Origin of the sequence: Bacillus salipaludis (assembly GCF_030938565.1) — a bacterium.
In the GTDB taxonomy this organism is placed as follows: Bacteria; Bacillota; Bacilli; order Bacillales; family Cytobacillaceae; genus Neobacillus; species Neobacillus salipaludis_A.
In genome coordinates, this window is record NZ_JAVGVR010000001.1 from 653,322 (window position 1) to 672,842 (window position 19,521).

The 19,521-nt window shown below is 40.8% G+C and carries 28 protein-coding genes; all 28 read left to right on the plus strand.

The annotated features are described in order from the left end of the window. Positions 1 to 116: 116 nt before the first annotated feature. The 28 genes from rpoC to secY all read left to right on the plus strand — a co-directional run bounded on the left by rpoC (position 117) and on the right by secY (position 19,481). Entirely contained in the window at positions 117 to 3,716 is a 3,600-nt protein-coding gene (rpoC, locus tag RCG21_RS03185; RefSeq protein WP_133339230.1) for a DNA-directed RNA polymerase subunit beta', read from the plus strand. Positions 3,717 to 3,861: 145 nt separating this feature from the next. Continuing rightward, a complete protein-coding gene (locus RCG21_RS03190) occupies positions 3,862 to 4,110 on the plus strand; it encodes a 50S ribosomal protein L7ae-like protein (RefSeq protein WP_133339228.1) in 249 nt (82 codons plus the stop codon). 104 nt (positions 4,111 to 4,214) lie between these two features. Beyond that, the gene (gene rpsL, locus RCG21_RS03195; RefSeq protein ID WP_071355942.1) at positions 4,215 to 4,637 is read left to right on the plus strand and encodes a 30S ribosomal protein S12; all 423 of its coding nucleotides are present in this window, start codon (positions 4,215 to 4,217) and stop codon (positions 4,635 to 4,637) included. A 39-nt stretch (positions 4,638 to 4,676) separates the two neighbouring features. Beyond that, a complete protein-coding gene (rpsG, locus tag RCG21_RS03200) occupies positions 4,677 to 5,147 on the plus strand; it encodes a 30S ribosomal protein S7 (RefSeq protein WP_026574084.1) in 471 nt (156 codons plus the stop codon). Between the two features lie 48 nt (positions 5,148 to 5,195). Continuing rightward, a complete protein-coding gene (gene fusA, locus RCG21_RS03205) occupies positions 5,196 to 7,277 on the plus strand; it encodes an elongation factor G (RefSeq protein WP_133339226.1) in 2,082 nt (693 codons plus the stop codon). Positions 7,278 to 7,402: 125 nt separating this feature from the next. After that, positions 7,403 to 8,590, plus strand: a complete 1,188-nt coding sequence (gene tuf / locus RCG21_RS03210; protein WP_133339224.1) for an elongation factor Tu — start codon at positions 7,403 to 7,405, stop codon at positions 8,588 to 8,590. 441 nt (positions 8,591 to 9,031) lie between these two features. Further along, positions 9,032 to 9,340, plus strand: coding sequence for a 30S ribosomal protein S10 (gene rpsJ / locus RCG21_RS03215; RefSeq protein WP_007085291.1), 309 nt, complete (start codon positions 9,032 to 9,034; stop codon positions 9,338 to 9,340). 39 nt (positions 9,341 to 9,379) lie between these two features. Then, positions 9,380 to 10,006 (plus strand): 50S ribosomal protein L3, encoded by a 627-nt coding sequence (gene rplC / locus RCG21_RS03220; RefSeq protein WP_133339222.1) that lies wholly within the window; start codon positions 9,380 to 9,382, stop codon positions 10,004 to 10,006. A gap of 29 nt (positions 10,007 to 10,035) precedes the next feature. Then, complete coding sequence (gene rplD / locus RCG21_RS03225; RefSeq protein ID WP_133339220.1) at positions 10,036 to 10,659, plus strand: 50S ribosomal protein L4; 624 nt, start codon at positions 10,036 to 10,038, stop codon at positions 10,657 to 10,659. Further along, positions 10,656 to 10,943, plus strand: a complete 288-nt coding sequence (rplW, locus tag RCG21_RS03230) for a 50S ribosomal protein L23 (protein ID WP_208025423.1) — start codon at positions 10,656 to 10,658, stop codon at positions 10,941 to 10,943. Before rplD ends, rplW begins: the two co-directional genes overlap by 4 nt. A gap of 29 nt (positions 10,944 to 10,972) precedes the next feature. Next, entirely contained in the window at positions 10,973 to 11,803 is an 831-nt protein-coding gene (gene rplB / locus RCG21_RS03235) for a 50S ribosomal protein L2 (protein WP_133339216.1), read from the plus strand. 60 nt (positions 11,804 to 11,863) lie between these two features. Further along, a complete protein-coding gene (gene rpsS, locus RCG21_RS03240; protein ID WP_026574091.1) occupies positions 11,864 to 12,142 on the plus strand; it encodes a 30S ribosomal protein S19 in 279 nt (92 codons plus the stop codon). 17 nt (positions 12,143 to 12,159) lie between these two features. Next, complete coding sequence (gene rplV, locus RCG21_RS03245; RefSeq protein ID WP_042453964.1) at positions 12,160 to 12,501, plus strand: 50S ribosomal protein L22; 342 nt, start codon at positions 12,160 to 12,162, stop codon at positions 12,499 to 12,501. A 3-nt stretch (positions 12,502 to 12,504) separates the two neighbouring features. Further along, on the plus strand, positions 12,505 to 13,161 hold the full coding sequence (gene rpsC, locus RCG21_RS03250; protein WP_026574093.1) for a 30S ribosomal protein S3: 657 nt from the start codon (positions 12,505 to 12,507) through the stop codon (positions 13,159 to 13,161). A gap of 1 nt (position 13,162) precedes the next feature. Continuing rightward, positions 13,163 to 13,597 carry a 50S ribosomal protein L16 gene (rplP, locus tag RCG21_RS03255; protein ID WP_026574094.1) on the plus strand — a complete coding sequence of 145 codons (435 nt, stop codon included), beginning with the start codon at positions 13,163 to 13,165 and terminating at the stop codon, positions 13,595 to 13,597. After that, the gene (rpmC, locus tag RCG21_RS03260) at positions 13,587 to 13,787 is read left to right on the plus strand and encodes a 50S ribosomal protein L29 (protein WP_026574095.1); all 201 of its coding nucleotides are present in this window, start codon (positions 13,587 to 13,589) and stop codon (positions 13,785 to 13,787) included. Before rplP ends, rpmC begins: the two co-directional genes overlap by 11 nt. 21 nt (positions 13,788 to 13,808) lie before the next feature. Next, positions 13,809 to 14,072: a 30S ribosomal protein S17 gene (gene rpsQ, locus RCG21_RS03265; protein WP_026574096.1), complete on the plus strand. Its 264-nt coding sequence runs from the start codon at positions 13,809 to 13,811 to the stop codon at positions 14,070 to 14,072. Positions 14,073 to 14,111: 39 nt separating this feature from the next. Continuing rightward, a complete protein-coding gene (rplN, locus tag RCG21_RS03270; RefSeq protein WP_026574097.1) occupies positions 14,112 to 14,480 on the plus strand; it encodes a 50S ribosomal protein L14 in 369 nt (122 codons plus the stop codon). 36 nt (positions 14,481 to 14,516) lie between these two features. Beyond that, positions 14,517 to 14,825 carry a 50S ribosomal protein L24 gene (rplX, locus tag RCG21_RS03275; RefSeq protein WP_026574098.1) on the plus strand — a complete coding sequence of 103 codons (309 nt, stop codon included), beginning with the start codon at positions 14,517 to 14,519 and terminating at the stop codon, positions 14,823 to 14,825. A gap of 27 nt (positions 14,826 to 14,852) precedes the next feature. Next, complete coding sequence (rplE, locus tag RCG21_RS03280) at positions 14,853 to 15,392, plus strand: 50S ribosomal protein L5 (RefSeq protein ID WP_026574099.1); 540 nt, start codon at positions 14,853 to 14,855, stop codon at positions 15,390 to 15,392. Positions 15,393 to 15,416: 24 nt separating this feature from the next. Beyond that, complete coding sequence (rpsN, locus tag RCG21_RS03285; protein WP_009499044.1) at positions 15,417 to 15,602, plus strand: 30S ribosomal protein S14; 186 nt, start codon at positions 15,417 to 15,419, stop codon at positions 15,600 to 15,602. Positions 15,603 to 15,632: 30 nt separating this feature from the next. Further along, a complete protein-coding gene (gene rpsH, locus RCG21_RS03290) occupies positions 15,633 to 16,031 on the plus strand; it encodes a 30S ribosomal protein S8 (protein ID WP_026574100.1) in 399 nt (132 codons plus the stop codon). Positions 16,032 to 16,062: 31 nt separating this feature from the next. Next, positions 16,063 to 16,599, plus strand: coding sequence for a 50S ribosomal protein L6 (gene rplF, locus RCG21_RS03295; protein ID WP_133339214.1), 537 nt, complete (start codon positions 16,063 to 16,065; stop codon positions 16,597 to 16,599). A gap of 33 nt (positions 16,600 to 16,632) precedes the next feature. Continuing rightward, on the plus strand, positions 16,633 to 16,995 hold the full coding sequence (gene rplR, locus RCG21_RS03300; protein ID WP_026574102.1) for a 50S ribosomal protein L18: 363 nt from the start codon (positions 16,633 to 16,635) through the stop codon (positions 16,993 to 16,995). Positions 16,996 to 17,019: 24 nt separating this feature from the next. Continuing rightward, positions 17,020 to 17,520: a 30S ribosomal protein S5 gene (rpsE, locus tag RCG21_RS03305; RefSeq protein ID WP_026574103.1), complete on the plus strand. Its 501-nt coding sequence runs from the start codon at positions 17,020 to 17,022 to the stop codon at positions 17,518 to 17,520. A gap of 13 nt (positions 17,521 to 17,533) precedes the next feature. After that, entirely contained in the window at positions 17,534 to 17,713 is a 180-nt protein-coding gene (gene rpmD, locus RCG21_RS03310; protein WP_026574104.1) for a 50S ribosomal protein L30, read from the plus strand. 32 nt (positions 17,714 to 17,745) lie between these two features. After that, on the plus strand, positions 17,746 to 18,186 hold the full coding sequence (gene rplO / locus RCG21_RS03315) for a 50S ribosomal protein L15 (RefSeq protein ID WP_026574105.1): 441 nt from the start codon (positions 17,746 to 17,748) through the stop codon (positions 18,184 to 18,186). After that, a complete protein-coding gene (secY, locus tag RCG21_RS03320; protein ID WP_133339212.1) occupies positions 18,186 to 19,481 on the plus strand; it encodes a preprotein translocase subunit SecY in 1,296 nt (431 codons plus the stop codon). The genes rplO and secY overlap by 1 nt, the downstream gene beginning before the upstream one ends. The last annotated feature ends 40 nt before the right edge of the window (positions 19,482 to 19,521 follow it).

Sequence of the window (19,521 nt, forward strand, 5' to 3'; positions counted from 1 at the left end):
AGCGCATTGTGCATTTAAACGTAAAATGGGAACAAGTCAAACTTGTTCCTCAATGCGCTTTTAGTTTTTCTGAGCAATTAGGGTAAAACCTGGAGATCAAAAGGGAGGTAGGCCCCTTGCTGGACGTTAATAATTTTGAGTATATGAAAATCGGCCTTGCTTCACCGGATAAGATCCGTTCATGGTCATTCGGAGAAGTGAAGAAGCCAGAAACCATTAACTATCGTACATTAAAACCTGAAAAGGACGGCTTGTTCTGTGAAAGGATTTTTGGTCCAACTAAGGACTGGGAATGTCATTGCGGAAAATATAAGCGTGTCCGTTATAAAGGTGTTGTCTGTGACCGATGCGGTGTTGAAGTAACGCGCGCAAAAGTTCGCCGTGAAAGAATGGGGCATATTGAGCTTGCGGCACCTGTTTCACATATTTGGTATTTTAAAGGGATTCCAAGCAGAATGGGACTCGTTTTAGATATGTCTCCACGTGCATTGGAGGAAGTTATTTATTTTGCCTCTTATGTTGTAACAGATTCTGGTGACACTGCACTTGATAAGAAGCAGCTTTTATCTGAAAAGGAATACCGTGCATACCGTGAAAAGTTTGGCAATAAGTTCCAAGCTGCCATGGGTGCTGAAGCTATTAAGAAGTTACTCTCAGATATTGATTTAAATAAAGAAGTAGATAGCCTAAAGGAAGAGTTGAAAACAGCACAAGGCCAGCGCCGTACACGTGCAATCAAACGCCTTGAAGTTTTAGAAGCCTTCCGTGGTTCTGGTAATGAACCATCTTGGATGATTCTTGATGTTCTTCCTGTTATTCCACCTGAATTACGACCAATGGTCCAATTGGATGGAGGAAGATTTGCAACTTCTGACTTGAATGACCTATATCGCCGCGTGATTAACCGTAATAACCGTTTAAAGCGTTTATTGGACCTTGGAGCACCAAGCATTATCGTACAAAACGAAAAGCGTATGCTGCAAGAGGCGGTTGATGCACTAATCGATAACGGCCGACGCGGCCGTCCGGTAACTGGACCGGGAAATCGTCCATTAAAATCACTTTCTCACATGTTAAAAGGGAAACAAGGCCGCTTCCGTCAAAACTTGCTTGGAAAGCGTGTTGACTATTCTGGACGTTCCGTTATTGTCGTTGGTCCGAATTTGAAAATGTATCAATGTGGTCTTCCTAAAGAAATGGCGCTTGAATTGTTCAAGCCATTTGTTATGAAAGAGCTTGTTGAAAAAGGTTTAGCACATAATATTAAATCTGCAAAACGGAAAATTGAACGAGTTTCTCCTGAAGTTTGGGATGTTTTAGAAGATGTAATTAGAGAGCACCCAGTTTTATTAAACCGTGCCCCTACGTTGCACAGACTTGGAATTCAGGCATTTGAACCTACCCTTGTTGAAGGCCGGGCAATTCGATTGCACCCGCTTGTATGTACAGCATATAACGCTGATTTTGACGGGGACCAAATGGCTGTTCACGTTCCACTTTCTTCAGAAGCACAAGCAGAAGCAAGATTGTTAATGCTTGCAGCCCAAAATATTTTGAATCCAAAAGATGGTAAGCCTGTTGTTACACCTTCTCAGGATATGGTGCTTGGTAACTATTACTTAACACTGGAAAGAGAAGGTACTGTCGGAGAAGGAATGATTTTCAAAGACACCAACGAAGCGCTGCTTGCTTATCAAAATGGCTTTGTTCATTACCATACTCGTGTGGCTGTTCATGCAGGTTCACTTCGCAATGAAACCTTTACTGAAGAACAAAACAATATGCTGTTGATTTCAACAGTGGGCAAATTAATTTTTAACGAAATTTTGCCGAAATCATTCCCTTATATCAATGAACCAACAAGAGATAACTTAGAGGTTAAAACCCCTGAGAAGTATTTTGTTGAAAAAGGTGATGATGTCCGTGCAAGAATCAAAGAAATGCCGATCGTCGATCCATTTAAAAAGAAAATCCTTGGAAATATCATTGCGGAAGTATTCAAACGTTTCAAAATTACTGAAACCTCAAAAATGCTTGACCGGATGAAGGATTTAGGATTTAAACATTCAACCAAGGCCGGCATTACGGTTGGTGTTGCTGATATCGTCGTATTAGGTGAGAAACAGCAAATCCTTCACGAAGCACAGGAAAAAGTTGATAATGTTATGAAGCAATTTAGACGCGGTTTAATTACGGAAGATGAGCGTTACGATCGTGTCATTGCGATTTGGAGTGCGGCTAAAGATACGATTCAAGGTAAACTGATGAAATCCTTGAATAAAACCAATCCAATCTTCATGATGTCTGATTCCGGAGCGCGTGGTAACGCATCGAACTTTACACAGCTTGCTGGTATGCGTGGATTGATGGCCAACCCGGCTGGACGGATCATTGAGTTACCAATTAAATCAAGTTTCCGTGAAGGTTTAACCGTGTTGGAATACTTTATCTCCACTCATGGTGCCCGTAAAGGTCTTGCCGATACGGCGCTTAAAACAGCGGACTCTGGTTATTTAACACGTCGTCTTGTTGACGTTGCACAGGATGTTATCGTTCGTGATGATGACTGTGGAACGGACCGTGGATTGCTCATTAGTGCATTAAAAGACGGAAATGAAACGATCGAGTCATTAGAAGAACGTCTAATTGGCCGTTATGCCCGCAACCCAATTAAACATCCGGAAACGAAGGAAGTTCTTGTTCCTGAAAATGGACTAATTACTGAAGACCTTGCAGAGGTCATTGTCGGTGCCGGAGTTGAAGAAGTAAAAATTCGTTCTGTATTTACATGTAATACCCGCCATGGAGTATGTAAAAAGTGTTATGGCCGTAACTTGGCTACTGGTCAGGAAGTGGAAGTGGGCGAAGCAGTTGGTATTATTGCAGCCCAATCCATTGGTGAGCCGGGTACACAATTAACCATGCGTACATTCCATACAGGCGGTGTTGCCGGAGACGATATCACACAGGGTCTTCCGCGTATTCAAGAGATTTTTGAAGCACGTAACCCTAAAGGTCAAGCCGTTATTTCGGAAATTGATGGTGTTGTTGTCGGTATTAATGAGGGGCGAGACCGTCAACATGAAATTGTTGTTCAAGGTGAAGTGGAATCACGTACTTACAATGCACCGTATACTGCCCGCTTAAAGGTAGCAATCGATGATCGTGTAGAACGCGGTGAAGAATTAACCGAAGGTTCAATCGACCCGAAAGAATTAATCAAAGTAAAAGACGTAAATGCCGTTCAAGAATACTTATTGCGTGAGGTACAAAAGGTTTACCGTATGCAAGGGGTAGAAATTGGCGACAAACACGTTGAGGTAATGGTTCGTCAAATGCTTCGCAAGGTGCGCGTAGTAGATGCAGGTGAAACAGAAGTACTTCCTGGTACATTACTCGATATTCATCAGTTTACGGATGCCAATGAAAAGGCGTTGTTATCTGGTAAATTACCTGCAACAGGACGACCTGTATTACTTGGTATTACCAAGGCATCCCTTGAAACGGATTCATTCTTGTCCGCTGCATCATTCCAAGAAACAACAAGGGTACTTACGGATGCTGCAATTAAAGGCAAACGCGATGAATTACTTGGTCTTAAGGAAAATGTTATCATTGGTAAGCTAGTCCCAGCAGGAACAGGAATGCAGCGATACCGCAAAGCAGAACCTGTTTTTGCAGAAGCTGAATCTGACGAAACCGTTACGATTGACTAAGATGGCAAGCGGTACCTGTTATCTAATTACAGGTACCGCATTTTAAAGAAAAATACTTTTTTTAAAGATTTGTTGACATCGCATTATTAAGATGTTAATATATCAAAGGTGCTCCTATTCACCTAGTACTTTGGAGGATATGAAAATGTCTTATGAAAAAGTATTACGGGCAAACAAAATTGTTATAGGAACAAAACAAACAGCGAAAGCACTTAAAAACGGTCAAGTACAAGAGCTCGTTATAGCACTGGATGCTGATCCGAAGATTACAGATTCTGTGGTAAATCAAGCCTTGCGAATGAACGTACCAATCCTCTATGTTGATTCAAACAAAAAGCTTGGAAAAGCATGCAGGGTTGAAGTGGGAGCCTCAGCTGTTGCGATTATCCGTTAAAAACTGTTTTTGTAGATAGAGTAGTCTGCAAAAACTTTGTTTTTGCAAAAAAATGAACCACCTGGATGTGTGGGCTTACAAATAATGAAGGGAGGAAACACAACATGCCTACTATTAATCAACTAGTGCGCAAGCCTCGTCAGGCTACTACTGAGAAGTCAAAATCTCCTGCGCTAAACAAAGGTTACAATAGCTTCAAAAAATCTCAAACAAATGTATCTTCACCACAAAAACGCGGAGTATGTACTCGTGTTGGTACAATGACTCCGAAGAAACCGAACTCAGCGTTACGTAAATATGCTCGTGTACGCTTAACAAACGGTATTGAGGTGACTGCATACATTCCTGGTATTGGTCACAACCTTCAAGAGCACAGTGTTGTTCTTATTCGTGGAGGACGTGTAAAAGACTTACCAGGGGTACGTTATCACATCGTACGTGGAGCGCTTGATACTGCGGGTGTAAACAACCGTATGCAAGGTCGTTCGAAATATGGTACTAAGAGACCAAAAGCAGCTAAAAAATAAGTACATTAACTAACAGCTTTTTCGAAAGGAGGAAATAAAATGCCACGTAAAGGTCCTGTAGCAAAAAGAGACGTGTTACCAGATCCACTTTACAATTCTAAATTAGTTACTCGTCTAATCAATAAAATGATGGTTGACGGTAAAAGAGGTAAATCCCAAGAAATTCTTTATTCTGCGTTTGATACGATTCGTGAACGTACTGGTAAGGAACCAATGGAAATTTTCGATGCAGCGATGAAGAACATCATGCCTGTACTTGAAGTTAGAGCACGCCGTGTAGGTGGTGCGAACTACCAAGTACCAGTTGAGGTGCGCCCTGATCGTCGTACAACTTTAGGTCTTCGTTGGTTAGTTAACTATTCACGTCTTCGCGGTGAAAAAACGATGGAAGAGCGTTTAGCTAACGAAATCATGGATGCAGCTAACAACACTGGTGCATCTGTTAAGAAGCGTGAAGATACACACAAAATGGCTGAAGCAAACAAAGCGTTTGCTCACTATCGTTGGTAATTTAACCTTCAATATAAAAACTTTCATACTAGGAAGGAGAAAGACCCAATGGCAAGAGAGTTCTCCTTAGAAAACACTCGCAATATCGGCATCATGGCTCACATCGATGCCGGTAAAACAACCACCACTGAGCGTGTACTTTACTACACCGGTAAGATTCATAAAATCGGTGAAACACATGAAGGTGCATCTCAGATGGACTGGATGGAGCAAGAACAGGAGCGCGGAATAACCATTACATCCGCTGCAACAACTGCGCAATGGCACGGTCACCGCGTAAACATCATTGACACTCCAGGACACGTAGACTTCACAGTTGAAGTTGAGCGTTCACTTCGTGTACTTGATGGTGCAGTAGCCGTCCTTGATGCACAATCAGGTGTTGAACCACAAACTGAAACAGTTTGGCGTCAAGCAACAACCTACGGAGTACCACGTGTTGTATTCGTAAACAAGATGGACAAAATTGGAGCTGACTTCCTTTACTCGCTAGGAACACTTCATGACCGTCTACAAGCGAATGCGCATGCTATTCAGTTGCCAATCGGCGCTGAAGATCAGTTTGAAGCAATCATTGACCTAGTTGAAATGAATGCCGTATTCTACGGGAACGATTTAGGAACTGATATTGAAGTTCGCGAAATCCCTGAAGAATTTCGTGCTCAAGCTGAAGAATATCGTGAAAAGTTAGTTGAAGCAGTAGCTGAATTAGATGAAGAATTAATGGAAAAATACCTTGGTGGTGAAGAAATCACTAAAGAAGAACTCAAAGCAGGAATTCGTAAAGGTACTGTTAATGTTGAATTCTACCCAGTAATCTGTGGATCTGCCTTCAAAAACAAAGGCGTTCAATTAATGTTGGATGCTGTTATCGATTACCTTCCATCACCATTAGATGTACCTGCAATCAAAGGTCATGCGATTGATGATGAAGATGATGTAATCGAGCGTCACTCAAGTGATGAAGAGCCATTCTCAGCTCTAGCATTCAAAGTTATGACTGACCCTTATGTTGGTAAATTAACGTTCTTCCGCGTGTATTCTGGTACTTTAGAGTCTGGATCCTATGTCCAAAACTCTACTAAAGGAAAGCGCGAACGTATCGGACGTATTCTGCAAATGCACGCAAACAGCCGTCAAGAGATCTCTAAGGTTTATGCCGGTGACATTGCTGCTGCTGTAGGTCTAAAAGATACAACAACTGGTGATACTTTATGTGATGACAAAAACCTTGTTATCTTAGAGTCTATGCAATTCCCAGAACCAGTAATCCAACTTTCAGTTGAACCTAAGTCTAAAGCAGACCAAGATAAAATGACAACTGCCCTTCAAAAGCTTCAAGAAGAAGATCCAACCTTCCGCGCGCATACTGACCAGGAAACTGGACAGGTTATCATTGCCGGAATGGGTGAACTTCACCTTGATATCATCGTTGACCGTATGCGTCGTGAATTCAAGGTTGAAGCGAACGTAGGTGCTCCACAGGTTGCTTATCGTGAAACTTTCCGCGCTTCTGCTCAAGTAGAAGGTAAGTTTGCACGTCAGTCTGGTGGTCGTGGACAATACGGTCACGTTTGGATCGAATTCTCACCTAACGAAGAAGGTAAAGGATTCGAATTTGAAAACGGCATTGTCGGTGGTGTTGTTCCTCGTGAATACATCGCTCCAGTTCAAGCTGGACTTGAAGATGCTCTAAATCGTGGTGTTCTTGCTGGATATCCATTAGTTGATATTAAAGCAAGATTGTTCGATGGATCATACCATGATGTTGACTCCTCTGAAATGGCGTTTAAGATTGCCGCTTCAATGGCTCTTAAAAATGCTGCTTCTAAGTGTCAGCCGGTTATCCTTGAACCTATGATGAGAGTAGAAGTTGTTATCCCCGAAGAATATTTAGGGGATATCATGGGTCAAATCACTGCTCGTCGCGGCCGTGTTGAAGGTATGGAAGCTCGCGGTAACGCACAAGTAGTTCGTGCGATGGTTCCACTTTCAGAAATGTTTGGATACGCAACAGCACTTCGTTCAAGTACACAAGGTCGTGGAGTATTCTCTATGCACTTTGATCACTATGAAGAAGTACCAAAATCTGTTTCTGAAGAAATCATCAAAAAAAATAAAGGTGAGTAATTGATTTTAACTTATCTTTAAAGTATAACTACTAATGTAAGCTAGGAAACTGTAAGATTGGGACAACCACCTTGCGGTTTCCAAAAAATATACTTAAATTTTATAATTTAGAGGAGGATTTTCTAATGGGTAAAGCTAAATTCGACCGTTCAAAGCCACACGTTAACATTGGTACAATTGGTCACGTTGACCATGGTAAAACTACTTTAACAGCTGCAATCACTTCTGTACTTGCTAAATCCGGTAAAGCAGAAGCACGTGCATATGATCAAATTGATGGTGCTCCTGAAGAAAGAGAGCGTGGTATCACAATCTCTACAGCGCACGTTGAGTATGAAACTGATAATCGTCACTATGCACACGTTGACTGCCCAGGACACGCTGACTATGTTAAAAACATGATCACTGGTGCTGCGCAAATGGACGGCGGTATCCTTGTTGTTTCTGCTACTGATGGTCCAATGCCACAAACTCGTGAACACATTCTTCTTTCTCGTCAAGTAGGTGTACCTTACCTTGTTGTTTTCATGAACAAGTGTGATATGGTTGATGACGAAGAGCTTCTTGAACTTGTAGAAATGGAAATTCGTGACCTTCTTAGTGAATACGATTTCCCTGGCGATGACACTCCAGTTATCAAAGGTTCTGCTCTTAAAGCATTAGAAGGCGAAGCTGCATGGGAAGAAAAAATCTTTGAACTTATGAGCGCTGTTGATGAGTTTATCCCAACTCCAACTCGTGATACTGATAAGCCATTCATGATGCCAGTTGAGGATGTATTCTCAATCACTGGTCGTGGTACTGTTGCTACAGGACGTGTTGAGCGTGGTGTAGTAAAAGTTGGTGATGTTGTTGAAATCGTTGGTTTCACTGAAGAACCAAAATCTACAACTGTAACAGGTGTAGAAATGTTCCGTAAACTTCTTGATTTTGCAGAAGCAGGAGACAACATTGGTGCGCTTCTTCGTGGTGTAGCACGTGAAGATATCGAACGTGGACAAGTATTGGCTAAACCAAAGTCAATCACTCCACACACTAAATTCTTAGCTCAAGTATATGTTTTAACAAAAGAAGAAGGTGGACGTCATACTCCATTCTTCACAAACTACCGTCCACAATTCTATTTCCGTACTTCTGATATTACTGGTATTTGTAATCTTCCAGAAGGCACAGAAATGGTTATGCCTGGCGACCACATCGAAATGACTGTTGAGCTTATCGCTCCAGTTGCGATTGAAGAAGGAACTAAATTCTCAATCCGTGAAGGCGGACGTACTGTAGGATCTGGTACTATTACTTCAATTCAAGCATAATTAGATAATAGTAAAAGCAGATGGGTGACGATCCATCTGCTTTTTTTTATGTTAATGACCCAGAGCCGGGAAACCGTTATTCACTACAAAAAAACGAGTTTCTTCTATTATAATAGACATAGTTACTTTTATGAATTTTGCATTTTCTAAGTTAATCCTGAATTCCACATAGGATATTATTGGAGATTCATTTTTGCTATTGAAATTAATGATATGTGCAGTTATAATATTAAAAGTGTGCTAGGCACAAGAAACATTAAAGAAATTCGTAATTAATGTTGCGTTTACTTTATGTTTTATGTATAATAGACAATGTTGGTCTTTGACTGCGATGATGTGGAAGGTTGCTGACACACCCGGCCGCTTTGCCATGGCGAGTGTGTGGGAAATTTTCACTGAGTATGTCTATTTAAGAAAATAGGCGATAAAGGAGGGAAAATAATGGCAAAACAAAAAATTCGTATCCGTTTAAAAGCGTATGATCACAGAATTCTTGATCAATCTGCAGAAAAAATCGTAGAAACAGCAAAACGTTCAGGTGCGGCAGTTTCGGGTCCAATCCCACTACCAACTGAAAAATCTGTTTACACAATTCTTCGTGCGGTTCATAAGTACAAAGATTCTCGTGAGCAATTCGAAATGCGGACACATAAGCGTCTAATCGACATCGTTAATCCAACTCCACAAACAGTTGATGCATTAATGCGTTTAGATTTACCATCTGGTGTTGATATCGAAATTAAACTTTAATAAAAATAAATGAACATAAATTATAGGAGGTGTGACTAAATGACCAAAGGAATCTTAGGAAGAAAGATTGGTATGACTCAAGTATTTGTTGAAAACGGCAATTTAATCCCAGTTACTGTTGTTGAAGCTGCTGCAAACGTTGTTCTTCAAAAGAAATCGGTTGAAACTGATGGCTATGAAGCAATCCAAATCGGATTTGATGACAAACGTGAAAAACTAGCTAACAAACCAGAAAAGGGCCATGCTGCAAAAGCTAATACTGCTCCTAAGCGCTTCGTTCGCGAAATTCGCGGAGTTGATGTTGCAGGGTATGAAGTTGGTCAAGAAGTCAAGGTTGATATTTTCGCTGCAGGTGAAACTGTAGATGTAACAGGAATTTCAAAAGGTAAAGGTTTCCAAGGTTCAATTAAGCGCCACGGACAATCTCGCGGCCCTATGGCTCACGGTTCCCGTTATCATCGTCGTCCTGGTTCAATGGGACCTGTTGCTCCAAACCGTGTATTTAAAGGTAAAGCTTTACCTGGACGTATGGGTGGAGAACAAGTAACTGTACAAAATCTTGAAATCGTAAAAGTTGACGTTGAACGCAACTTACTAATGATTAAAGGTAATGTTCCAGGAGCTAAAAAATCACTATTAAAAATTAAAAGTGCGGTAAAAGCATAATTACTTCATAAGAAAGGAGGAACAAAAGCATGCCTAAAGTAGCATTATTAAACCAAACTGGGTCACAAGTTGGTGAAATCGAACTTAATGAATCAGTATTTGGTATTGAGGTAAACCAACACGTTTTATTTGAAGCGATTGTTATGCAACGCGCTTCATTACGTCAAGGAACTCATAAAGTAAAAGGGCGTTCTGAAGTACGCGGCGGTGGACGTAAACCATGGCGTCAAAAAGGAACTGGTCGTGCTCGTCAAGGGTCTATCCGTTCTCCACAATGGCGCGGAGGTGGTACTGTATTTGGTCCAACACCACGCAGCTACAGTTATAAATTACCGAAAAAAGTGCGTCGCTTAGCGATCAAATCAGCACTTTCATCTAAAGTGGTAGAAGAAAATATTTTGGTACTTGAAAGCCTAATTTTCGATGCACCAAAAACAAAAGAATTTAAATCAGTATTAGGTGGTCTTTCTGTTGAGAAAAAGGCACTTATTGTTACTGCTGACCTAGATGAGAACGTAGCATTATCTGCTCGTAACATTCCTGGTGTAACTGTTGTAACAGCTGATGGAATCAACGTATTAGACGTTGTAAATCATGATAAGTTGATCATGACTAAAGCAGCGGTTGAAAAAGTAGAGGAGGTGCTTGCATAATGGATGCACGCGATATCATTAAGCGCCCCGTTATCACTGAACGTTCTACTGACCTAATGGCTGAAAAGAAATATACATTTGAAGTGGATGTTAGAGCGAATAAAACTCAGGTTAAAGATGCTGTTGAAACAATCTTTGGCGTTGATGTTGAAAAAGTTAACATCATGAACTACAAAGGTAAGTTCAAGCGTATGGGTAAATTCGGTGGTTACACAAATAAACGTCGTAAGGCAATTGTTAAATTAACAGCTGACAGCAAAGAAATTGAATTCTTTGAAGCATAAGAATCTATCTAGAAGAGGAGGGAAACAAAATGGCGATTAAAAAGTACAAACCTACCTCCAATGGTCGTCGCGGTATGACTACTTCTGATTTCGCAGAAATCACAACTAGCACACCAGAAAAATCTCTATTAGCTCCATTAAAGAGAAAAGGCGGCCGTAATAACCAAGGTAAGTTAACTGTTCGTCATCAAGGTGGCGGCCATAAGCGTCAATATCGTTTAATTGACTTTAAACGTACAAAAGATGGCATTCCTGGACGCGTTGCCACAATTGAGTATGATCCAAACCGTTCTGCAAATATTGCACTAATCAACTATGCAGATGGAGAAAAGCGTTATATCTTAGCTCCTAAAAATCTACAGGTTGGCATGGAAGTAATGTCTGGCCCTGAGGCTGATATTAAAGTAGGTAATGCTCTTCCATTAGTAAACATTCCAGTTGGTACTGTAGTACACAACATTGAATTAAAACCAGGAAAAGGTGGACAATTAGTACGTGCTGCTGGTACATCTGCACAAGTTCTTGGTAAAGAAGGCAAATACGTACTTGTACGTTTGAATTCTGGTGAAGTTCGTATGATTCTTTCTGAATGCCGTGCGTCAATCGGTCAAGTTGGAAACGAACAACACGAATTAATCAACATTGGTAAAGCTGGTCGTTCTCGCTGGTTAGGCAAGCGTCCAACTGTTCGTGGATCTGTAATGAACCCTAATGATCACCCACACGGTGGTGGTGAAGGTCGTGCTCCTATCGGACGTAAATCACCAATGTCTCCATGGGGTAAACCAACTCTTGGATACAAAACTCGTAAGAAGAAAAATAAATCGGACAAATTTATTGTTCGTCGTCGTAAAAAATAACGTGATTGAACTACGGTTCAAAAGAAGAACCGTAGAACTGTCACGAAGGGAGGTTCATTCATGGGTCGCAGCTTAAAAAAAGGACCATTCGTTGATGATCATTTAATGGTAAAGATCGAAAAGTTAAATGAAACTGAAGGTAAACAAGTTGTTAAAACTTGGTCACGCCGTTCTACGATCTTCCCACAATTTATCGGACACACTATCGCAGTTTATGATGGTCGTAAACATGTGCCTGTATATGTAACTGAAGACATGGTTGGACACAAGCTTGGAGAATTCGCTCCAACTCGTGCTTACAAAGGCCATGGTAATGATGATAAGAAAACCAGACGTTAAGAGAGGAGGGCATCCAAATGCAAGCTAAAGCTGTTGCAAGAACAGTTCGTATTGCTCCTCGTAAAGCACGTTTAGTCGTCGATCTAATTCGAGGTAAGCAAGTTGGTGAAGCTGTGGCGATTTTAAATCTCACTCCTAAGGCTGCTTCTCCAATCGTTGAGAAAGTATTAAAATCTGCTATGGCAAATGCCGAGCATAACTATGAAATGGACGTAAATAACTTGGTAGTTGCACAAGCATTTGTTGACGAAGGACCAACATTAAAACGTTTCCGTCCTCGCGCAATGGGCCGTGCAAGCCAAATTAACAAACGCACCAGTCATATCACAATCGTTCTATCAGAAAAGAAGGAGGGATAATCAGTGGGTCAAAAAGTAAATCCAGTCGGTTTGCGTATCGGAATCATCCGTGATTGGGAATCTAAGTGGTACGCAGGTAAAGACTTTGCTGATCTTTTACACGAAGACCTTAAGGTTCGTGAGTACATCACAAAACGTTTAAAAGATGCTTCTGTTTCTAAAGTAGAAATCGAACGTGCTGCAAACCGTGTAAACGTAACTGTTCATACTGCTAAGCCAGGTATGGTTATCGGTAAAGGCGGTACTGAAGTTGAAGCACTTCGTAAAGCATTAAATGCATTAACTGGCAAACGTGTACACATCAACATTCTTGAAATCAAGAAAGCTGATGTTGACGCTAAATTAGTTGCTGAAAATATTGCTCGTCAATTAGAAAACCGTGTATCTTTCCGTCGTGCACAAAAGCAAGCAATTCAACGTGCTATGCGTGCTGGAGCGAAAGGTATTAAAACAATGGTATCCGGTCGTTTAGGCGGTGCAGATATTGCTCGTTCAGAACACTACAGCGAAGGAACAGTTCCACTTCATACACTTCGCGCCGACATCGACTATGCAACAGCTGAAGCAGATACTACCTATGGTAAACTTGGCGTAAAAGTATGGATCTATCGTGGAGAAGTCCTTCCTACTAAGAAGAAAACTGAGGAAGGAGGCAAATAATATGTTATTGCCAAAACGCGTAAAATATCGCCGTCAACACCGCGGAAAAATGCGTGGAAACGCAAAAGGCGGCACTGAAGTAACTTTCGGTGAATACGGTCTTCAAGCATTAGAAGCATCTTGGATTACAAACCGTCAAATCGAAGCGGCTCGTATTGCAATGACTCGTTACATGAAACGTGGCGGTAAAGTTTGGATTAAAATTTTCCCACACAAGCCTTATACTGCTAAGCCTCTAGAGGTGCGGATGGGTTCTGGTAAAGGGGCACCTGAAGGATGGGTAGCCGTAGTTAAACCGGGAAAAATTATGTTTGAAATCGCAGGCGTTTCTGAAGAGATCGCTCGTGAAGCACTTCGTCTTGCAATGCACAAACTTCCTGTAAAATGTAAGTTTGTAAAACGTGAAGAAATTGGTGGTGAATCAAATGAAAGCTAATGAACTTCGTGACCTAACCACTGCTGAAATTGAACAAAAAGTTAAATCTTTAAAAGAAGAGCTTTTCAACCTTCGCTTTCAATTGGCGACAGGACAACTTGAAAATACGGCTCGTATCCGTGAAGTACGCAAAGCGATTGCTCGCATGAAGACTGTGATTCGTGAAAGAGAAATCAGCGTAAACAAGTAATAGTGAGAGGAGGTTCACATAATGAGTGAACGTAACCAACGCAAAGTTTACACTGGACGCGTTGTTTCAGACAAAATGGATAAAACTATTACTGTTTTAGTCGAAACATACAAAAAGCATCCATTATACGGTAAACGCGTTAAGTACTCTAAAAAGTATAAAGCTCATGATGAGCAAAATCAGGCAAAAGTTGGCGACATCGTACGTATCATGGAAACTCGCCCGCTTTCAGCTACAAAGCGCTTCCGTCTAGTAGAAGTAGTAGAAAAAGCAGTTATTATTTAATTGTTCGGATTATGTTCATTCCGAAGGGAGGTTACACGCATGATTCAACAAGAATCACGTTTAAAAGTTGCTGACAACTCTGGTGCTCGTGAAGTACTTACTATTAAAGTTCTCGGTGGTTCTGGTCGCAAAACTGCTGGTATCGGTGATGTTATCGTATGTACAGTAAAACAAGCAACACCAGGTGGCGTTGTTAAAAAAGGTGATGTGGTTAAAGCTGTTATTGTACGTACAAAAAGCGGTGCACGTCGCACTGATGGTACCTACATTAAATTTGACGAAAACGCATGTGTAATTATCAAAGATGATAAGAGCCCACGCGGTACTCGTATCTTCGGACCAGTTGCCCGCGAACTTCGCGAAAACAACTTCATGAAAATTGTTTCTTTAGCTCCAGAAGTATTATAATTTTAAATTAATATGCCTTTAAGGAGGTGCTTAATGATGCATGTGAAAAAAGGTGACAAAGTAAGAGTTCTCTCTGGTAAGGATAAAGGAAAAACTGGTGTGATTCTAGCTGCTTACCCTAAAGAAGCCCGTGTGCTTGTAGAAGGTGTAAACATCGTGAAAAAACACACTAAGCCTTCTCAATTGAATCCACAAGGTGGAATCATCAGCCAAGAGGCTCCAATTCATGTATCAAACGTTATGCCTATCGATCCTAAATCAGGTAACCCGACTCGTGTAGGTTACAAAACGGTTGATGGCAAAAAAGTACGCGTAGCAAAATCCGGTGAAGTTTTAGATAAATAGTTTAAATTAAGAAGGGAGGTACAATAAGTGAACCGCCTAAAAGATAAATTTGTAAAAGAAATTTCTCCTGCTCTAATGAGCAAATTTAATTATAAATCAGTAATGCAAGTACCAAAAATTGAGAAGATCGTTATTAACATGGGTGTTGGTGACGCAGTTCAAAATGCTAAAGCACTTGATAATGCTGTAGAAGAACTTGCTACAATTACTGGTCAAAAACCTGTCGTAACTCGTGCGAAAAAATCAATCGCTGGTTTCCGCCTTCGTGAAGGTATGCCAATCGGCGCAAAGGTTACTCTTCGTGGAGAGCGCATGTACCAATTCTTGGATAAATTGGTTTCTGTATCATTACCTCGTGTACGTGACTTCCGTGGTGTTTCTAAGAAGGCATTCGATGGTCGTGGTAACTATACTTTAGGTATTAAGGAACAATTAATCTTCCCAGAAATTGATTACGATAAAGTAACTAAGGTTCGTGGTATGGATATCGTTATCGTTACCACTGCTAACACCGATGAAGAAGCTCGTGAGTTGTTAACTCAAGTTGGAATGCCATTCCAAAAGTAATCGCTAAATAAGGGAGGCGAAAACGTGGCTAAAAAGTCAATGATTGCGAAACAAAAGCGCACGCCTAAATACAAAGTACAAGAGTACACACGTTGCGAACGTTGCGGACGTCCACACTCTGTATATCGTAAATTTAAGCTTTGCCGTATTTGTTTCCGTGAATTAGCATACAAAGGACAAATTCCTGGTGTTAAAAAAGCCAGCTGGTAAAACTAAAGGTTTGGGAAGGAGGTAAAAATAATGGTCATGACAGATCCAATTGCTGATATGCTTACTCGCATTCGAAATGCGAATATGGTACGTCACGAAAAGTTAGAAGTACCTGCTTCTAATATCAAAAAAGAAATCGCTGAAATTCTAAAGCGCGAAGGTTTCGTACGTGACGTTGAATTTATCGATGACAACAAACAAGGTATTATCCGTATCTTCCTTAAGTACGGTACAAATAACGAACGTGTTATTACTGGTCTTAAACGTATTAGTAAGCCTGGTCTTCGCGTTTACGCTAAATCTACTGAGGTACCTCGTGTACTTAATGGTCTTGGTATTGCACTAGTCTCAACTTCAACAGGTGTTATTACTGATAAAGAAGCTCGTGCAAAACAAGTTGGCGGAGAAGTATTAGCTTACGTTTGGTAATAGAGTTTCTGAAAGAATGGAGGTGCACTAAATGTCTCGCGTAGGAAAAAAACCAATTGAAATTCCAGCTGGAGTTACAATTACTTTAAATAATCAAACCGTTACTGTAAAAGGTCCTAAAGGCGAATTAACTCGTACTTTTAATCCTGATATTACAATTAACGTTGAAGAGAATGTGATCAACATTTCTCGTCCATCAGACGTAAAAGAACACCGCGCATTACATGGTACAACTCGTGCTGTTATTGCCAACATGGTTGAAGGTGTTTCTAAAGGTTTCGAAAGAGGTTTAGAATTAATCGGGGTTGGATACCGTGCGCAAAAACAAGGTAACAAGCTTGTTTTAAACGTTGGTTATTCTCATCCTGTAGAAATTGAACCTGAAAAAGGACTTGAAATTGAAGTTCCTTCCAATACCAAAGTTATTGTAAAGGGAACTGACAAAGAACGCGTTGGTGCGTTAGCTGCTAACATTCGCCAAGTTCGCCCGCCAGAGCCATATAAAGGCAAAGGTATTCGCTACGAAGGTGAATTCGTTCGTCGTAAAGAAGGTAAAACTGGTAAGTAATCGCCTTATGGGTAAACGAAAGGAGTGACGTAAATGATTACGAAGCTTGATAAAAACGCTGTTCGCCGTAAAAGACATGCTCGAGTACGTGCGAAACTTAGCGGAACTTCAGCTCGTCCACGTCTAAATGTGTTTCGTTCTAATAAACATATTTATGCTCAAATTATCGATGACATGAATGGAGTTACTTTAGCAAGTGCTTCAACTTTAGATAAAGAATTAAATCTTGAGTCTTCAAGCAATGTTGACGCAGCACAAAAGGTCGGAGAATTAGTTGCGAAACGTGCAGCTGAAAAGGGTATTTCAAACGTTGTCTTTGACCGTGGAGGATACCTTTATCATGGACGTATTCAAGCATTAGCTGATGCTGCTCGCGAAAACGGCTTACAATTTTAATAGACAAAGGAGGGACACAAAAAGATGCGTCGTATTGATCCAAACAAACTTGAACTAGAAGAACGCGTAGTTACGGTTAACCGTGTTGCGAAAGTTGTTAAAGGTGGACGTCGTTTCCGTTTCACTGCTCTTGTAGTAGTTGGAGATAAAAACGGTCATGTCGGATTCGGTACTGGTAAAGCTCAAGAGGTACCGGATGCGATTCGTAAAGCTATCGAAGATGCGAAGAAAAACTTAGTCGAAGTACCTATGGTTGGAACTACTGTTCCTCACCAAGTAATTGGTCGTTTCGGTGCTGGCGAAATCCTTTTAAAACCTGCTTCTGAAGGTACAGGAGTTATCGCTGGTGGACCAGTTCGTGCGGTTCTTGAATTAGCTGGTGTTGCTGATATCCTTTCAAAATCTTTAGGAACAAATACACCAATTAATATGGTTCGTGCAACTGTAGATGGTTTAAAACAATTAAAACGTGCTGAGGACGTAGCAAAGTTACGTGGTAAATCAGTAGAAGAACTGTTAGGATAAGGGGGGAATTCAAATGGCGAAACTATTAATTACCCTCAACCGTAGCCTAATTGGTCGCCCTGAAGACCAACGTGCGACAGTTACTGCGCTTGGATTACGTAAATTAAATCAAACAGTTGAGCATCAAGATAACGCTGCTATTCGCGGTATGATTAATAAAGTTGCTCACCTTGTAACAGTAAAAGAACAATAATTAATTGTTTTCTTTCATAAGGAGGTGCCAATATGAAACTTCATGAATTAAAACCTGCAGAGGGTTCACGTAAAGAACGTAAACGTTTAGGACGTGGTATCGGTTCTGGTCAAGGTAAAACTGCTGGTAAAGGTCATAAAGGACAAAACGCTCGTTCAGGCGGCGGTGTTCGCTTAGGATTCGAGGGTGGTCAAACACCATTATTCCGTCGTTTACCAAAACGTGGTTTTACGAATTTCAGCCGTAAAGAATTTGCGGTTGTAAACCTTGATGCTCTTAATCGCTTTGAAGAAGGTACAGAAGTTACTCCAGAACTTCTTATCGAATCAGGCGTTGTAAAGAACGAAAGAGCAGGAATTAAAATTCTTGCAAAAGGGAACGTAGAGAAAAAGTTGACTGTTAAAGCTCATAAATTCTCCTCTGCCGCCAAAGAAGCAATTGAAGCTGCCGGTGGAAGCGTTGAGGTGATCTAATGTTCCGAACAATCTCCAATTTTATGCGCGTGGGTGATATAAGACGAAAGATTCTATTCACCCTTTTAATGTTAGTGATCTTTCGTCTAGGTACATTTATTCCTGTGCCTAATGTAAATGCTGATGTACTTAGCGCGCAGGATAAACTTAGTGTATTCGGTGTTTTAAATACTTTTGGAGGTGGAGCGTTAAAACAATTCTCCATCTTTGCAATGGGTATTATGCCGTATATTACTGCTTCAATTATTATCCAGCTTTTACAAATGGATGTTGTTCCAAAATTCACAGAATGGTCCAAGCAGGGAGAAGCCGGCCGTCGGAAAACTGCTCAGTTTACCCGTTATGCTACTGTCGTGCTTGGATTTATCCAAGCATTAGGTATGTCATACGGTTTCAATAACCTTGCAAATGGGCAATTAATTGAAAACCCAGGAATTGGTACCTATTTATTAATTGCAGTTGTTCTTACTGCAGGTACATCATTCTTAATGTGGCTTGGTGAGCAAATTACTGAAAAAGGTGTTGGAAATGGAATTTCTATAATCATCTTTGCAGGTATTGTTGCTGGGATCCCAACCACTGTGAAACAAATTTTTGTTCAACAGTTTGAAAATGCCGGTGAGGCGTTATTTTTACGAATTGTAACTGTTGTGATCATTGCGATTGCTGTTATTGCTATTGTTGTGGGTGTTATTTTTATCCAACAAGCAAATCGTAAAATTCCAATCCAATATGCTAAGCGTGTTGTGGCAGGCCGAAATCCTGTAGGAGGACAATCGACTCATATGCCTTTAAAGGTTAATGCAGCAGGGGTTATTCCTGTTATCTTTGCGATTTCCTTTATTGTAACACCAAGGACGGTTGCTTCTTTCTTCCCGCAAAACGATGTAACAATATGGATTAACAAAATATTTGATTATTCTCATCCAATTGGGATGATCTTATATGCTGCTTTAATTATCGCGTTTACTTACTTCTATGCTTTTATCCAAGTGAATCCTGAACAAGCTGCGGAAAACTTACAAAAGCAGAGCGGCTATATTCCTGGTATTCGTCCTGGAAAAAGCACACAAGAGTACCTAACGCGCGTATTATATCGTTTAACTTTTGTTGGTGCGCTCTTCTTAGCTGCTATTTCGGTTCTTCCGGTTATCTTTATTAAGATAGGGAATCTTCCGCAATCAGCTCAAATTGGAGGAACAAGCCTGCTAATCGTTATCGGGGTCGCCCTTGATACGATGAAACAGCTTGAGGCTCAATTGGTTAAGCGTCATTATAAAGGTTTTATAAAATAAAGGTTTGGGGGCTCGAGTCCCCTTAAAACCTATCAATAGC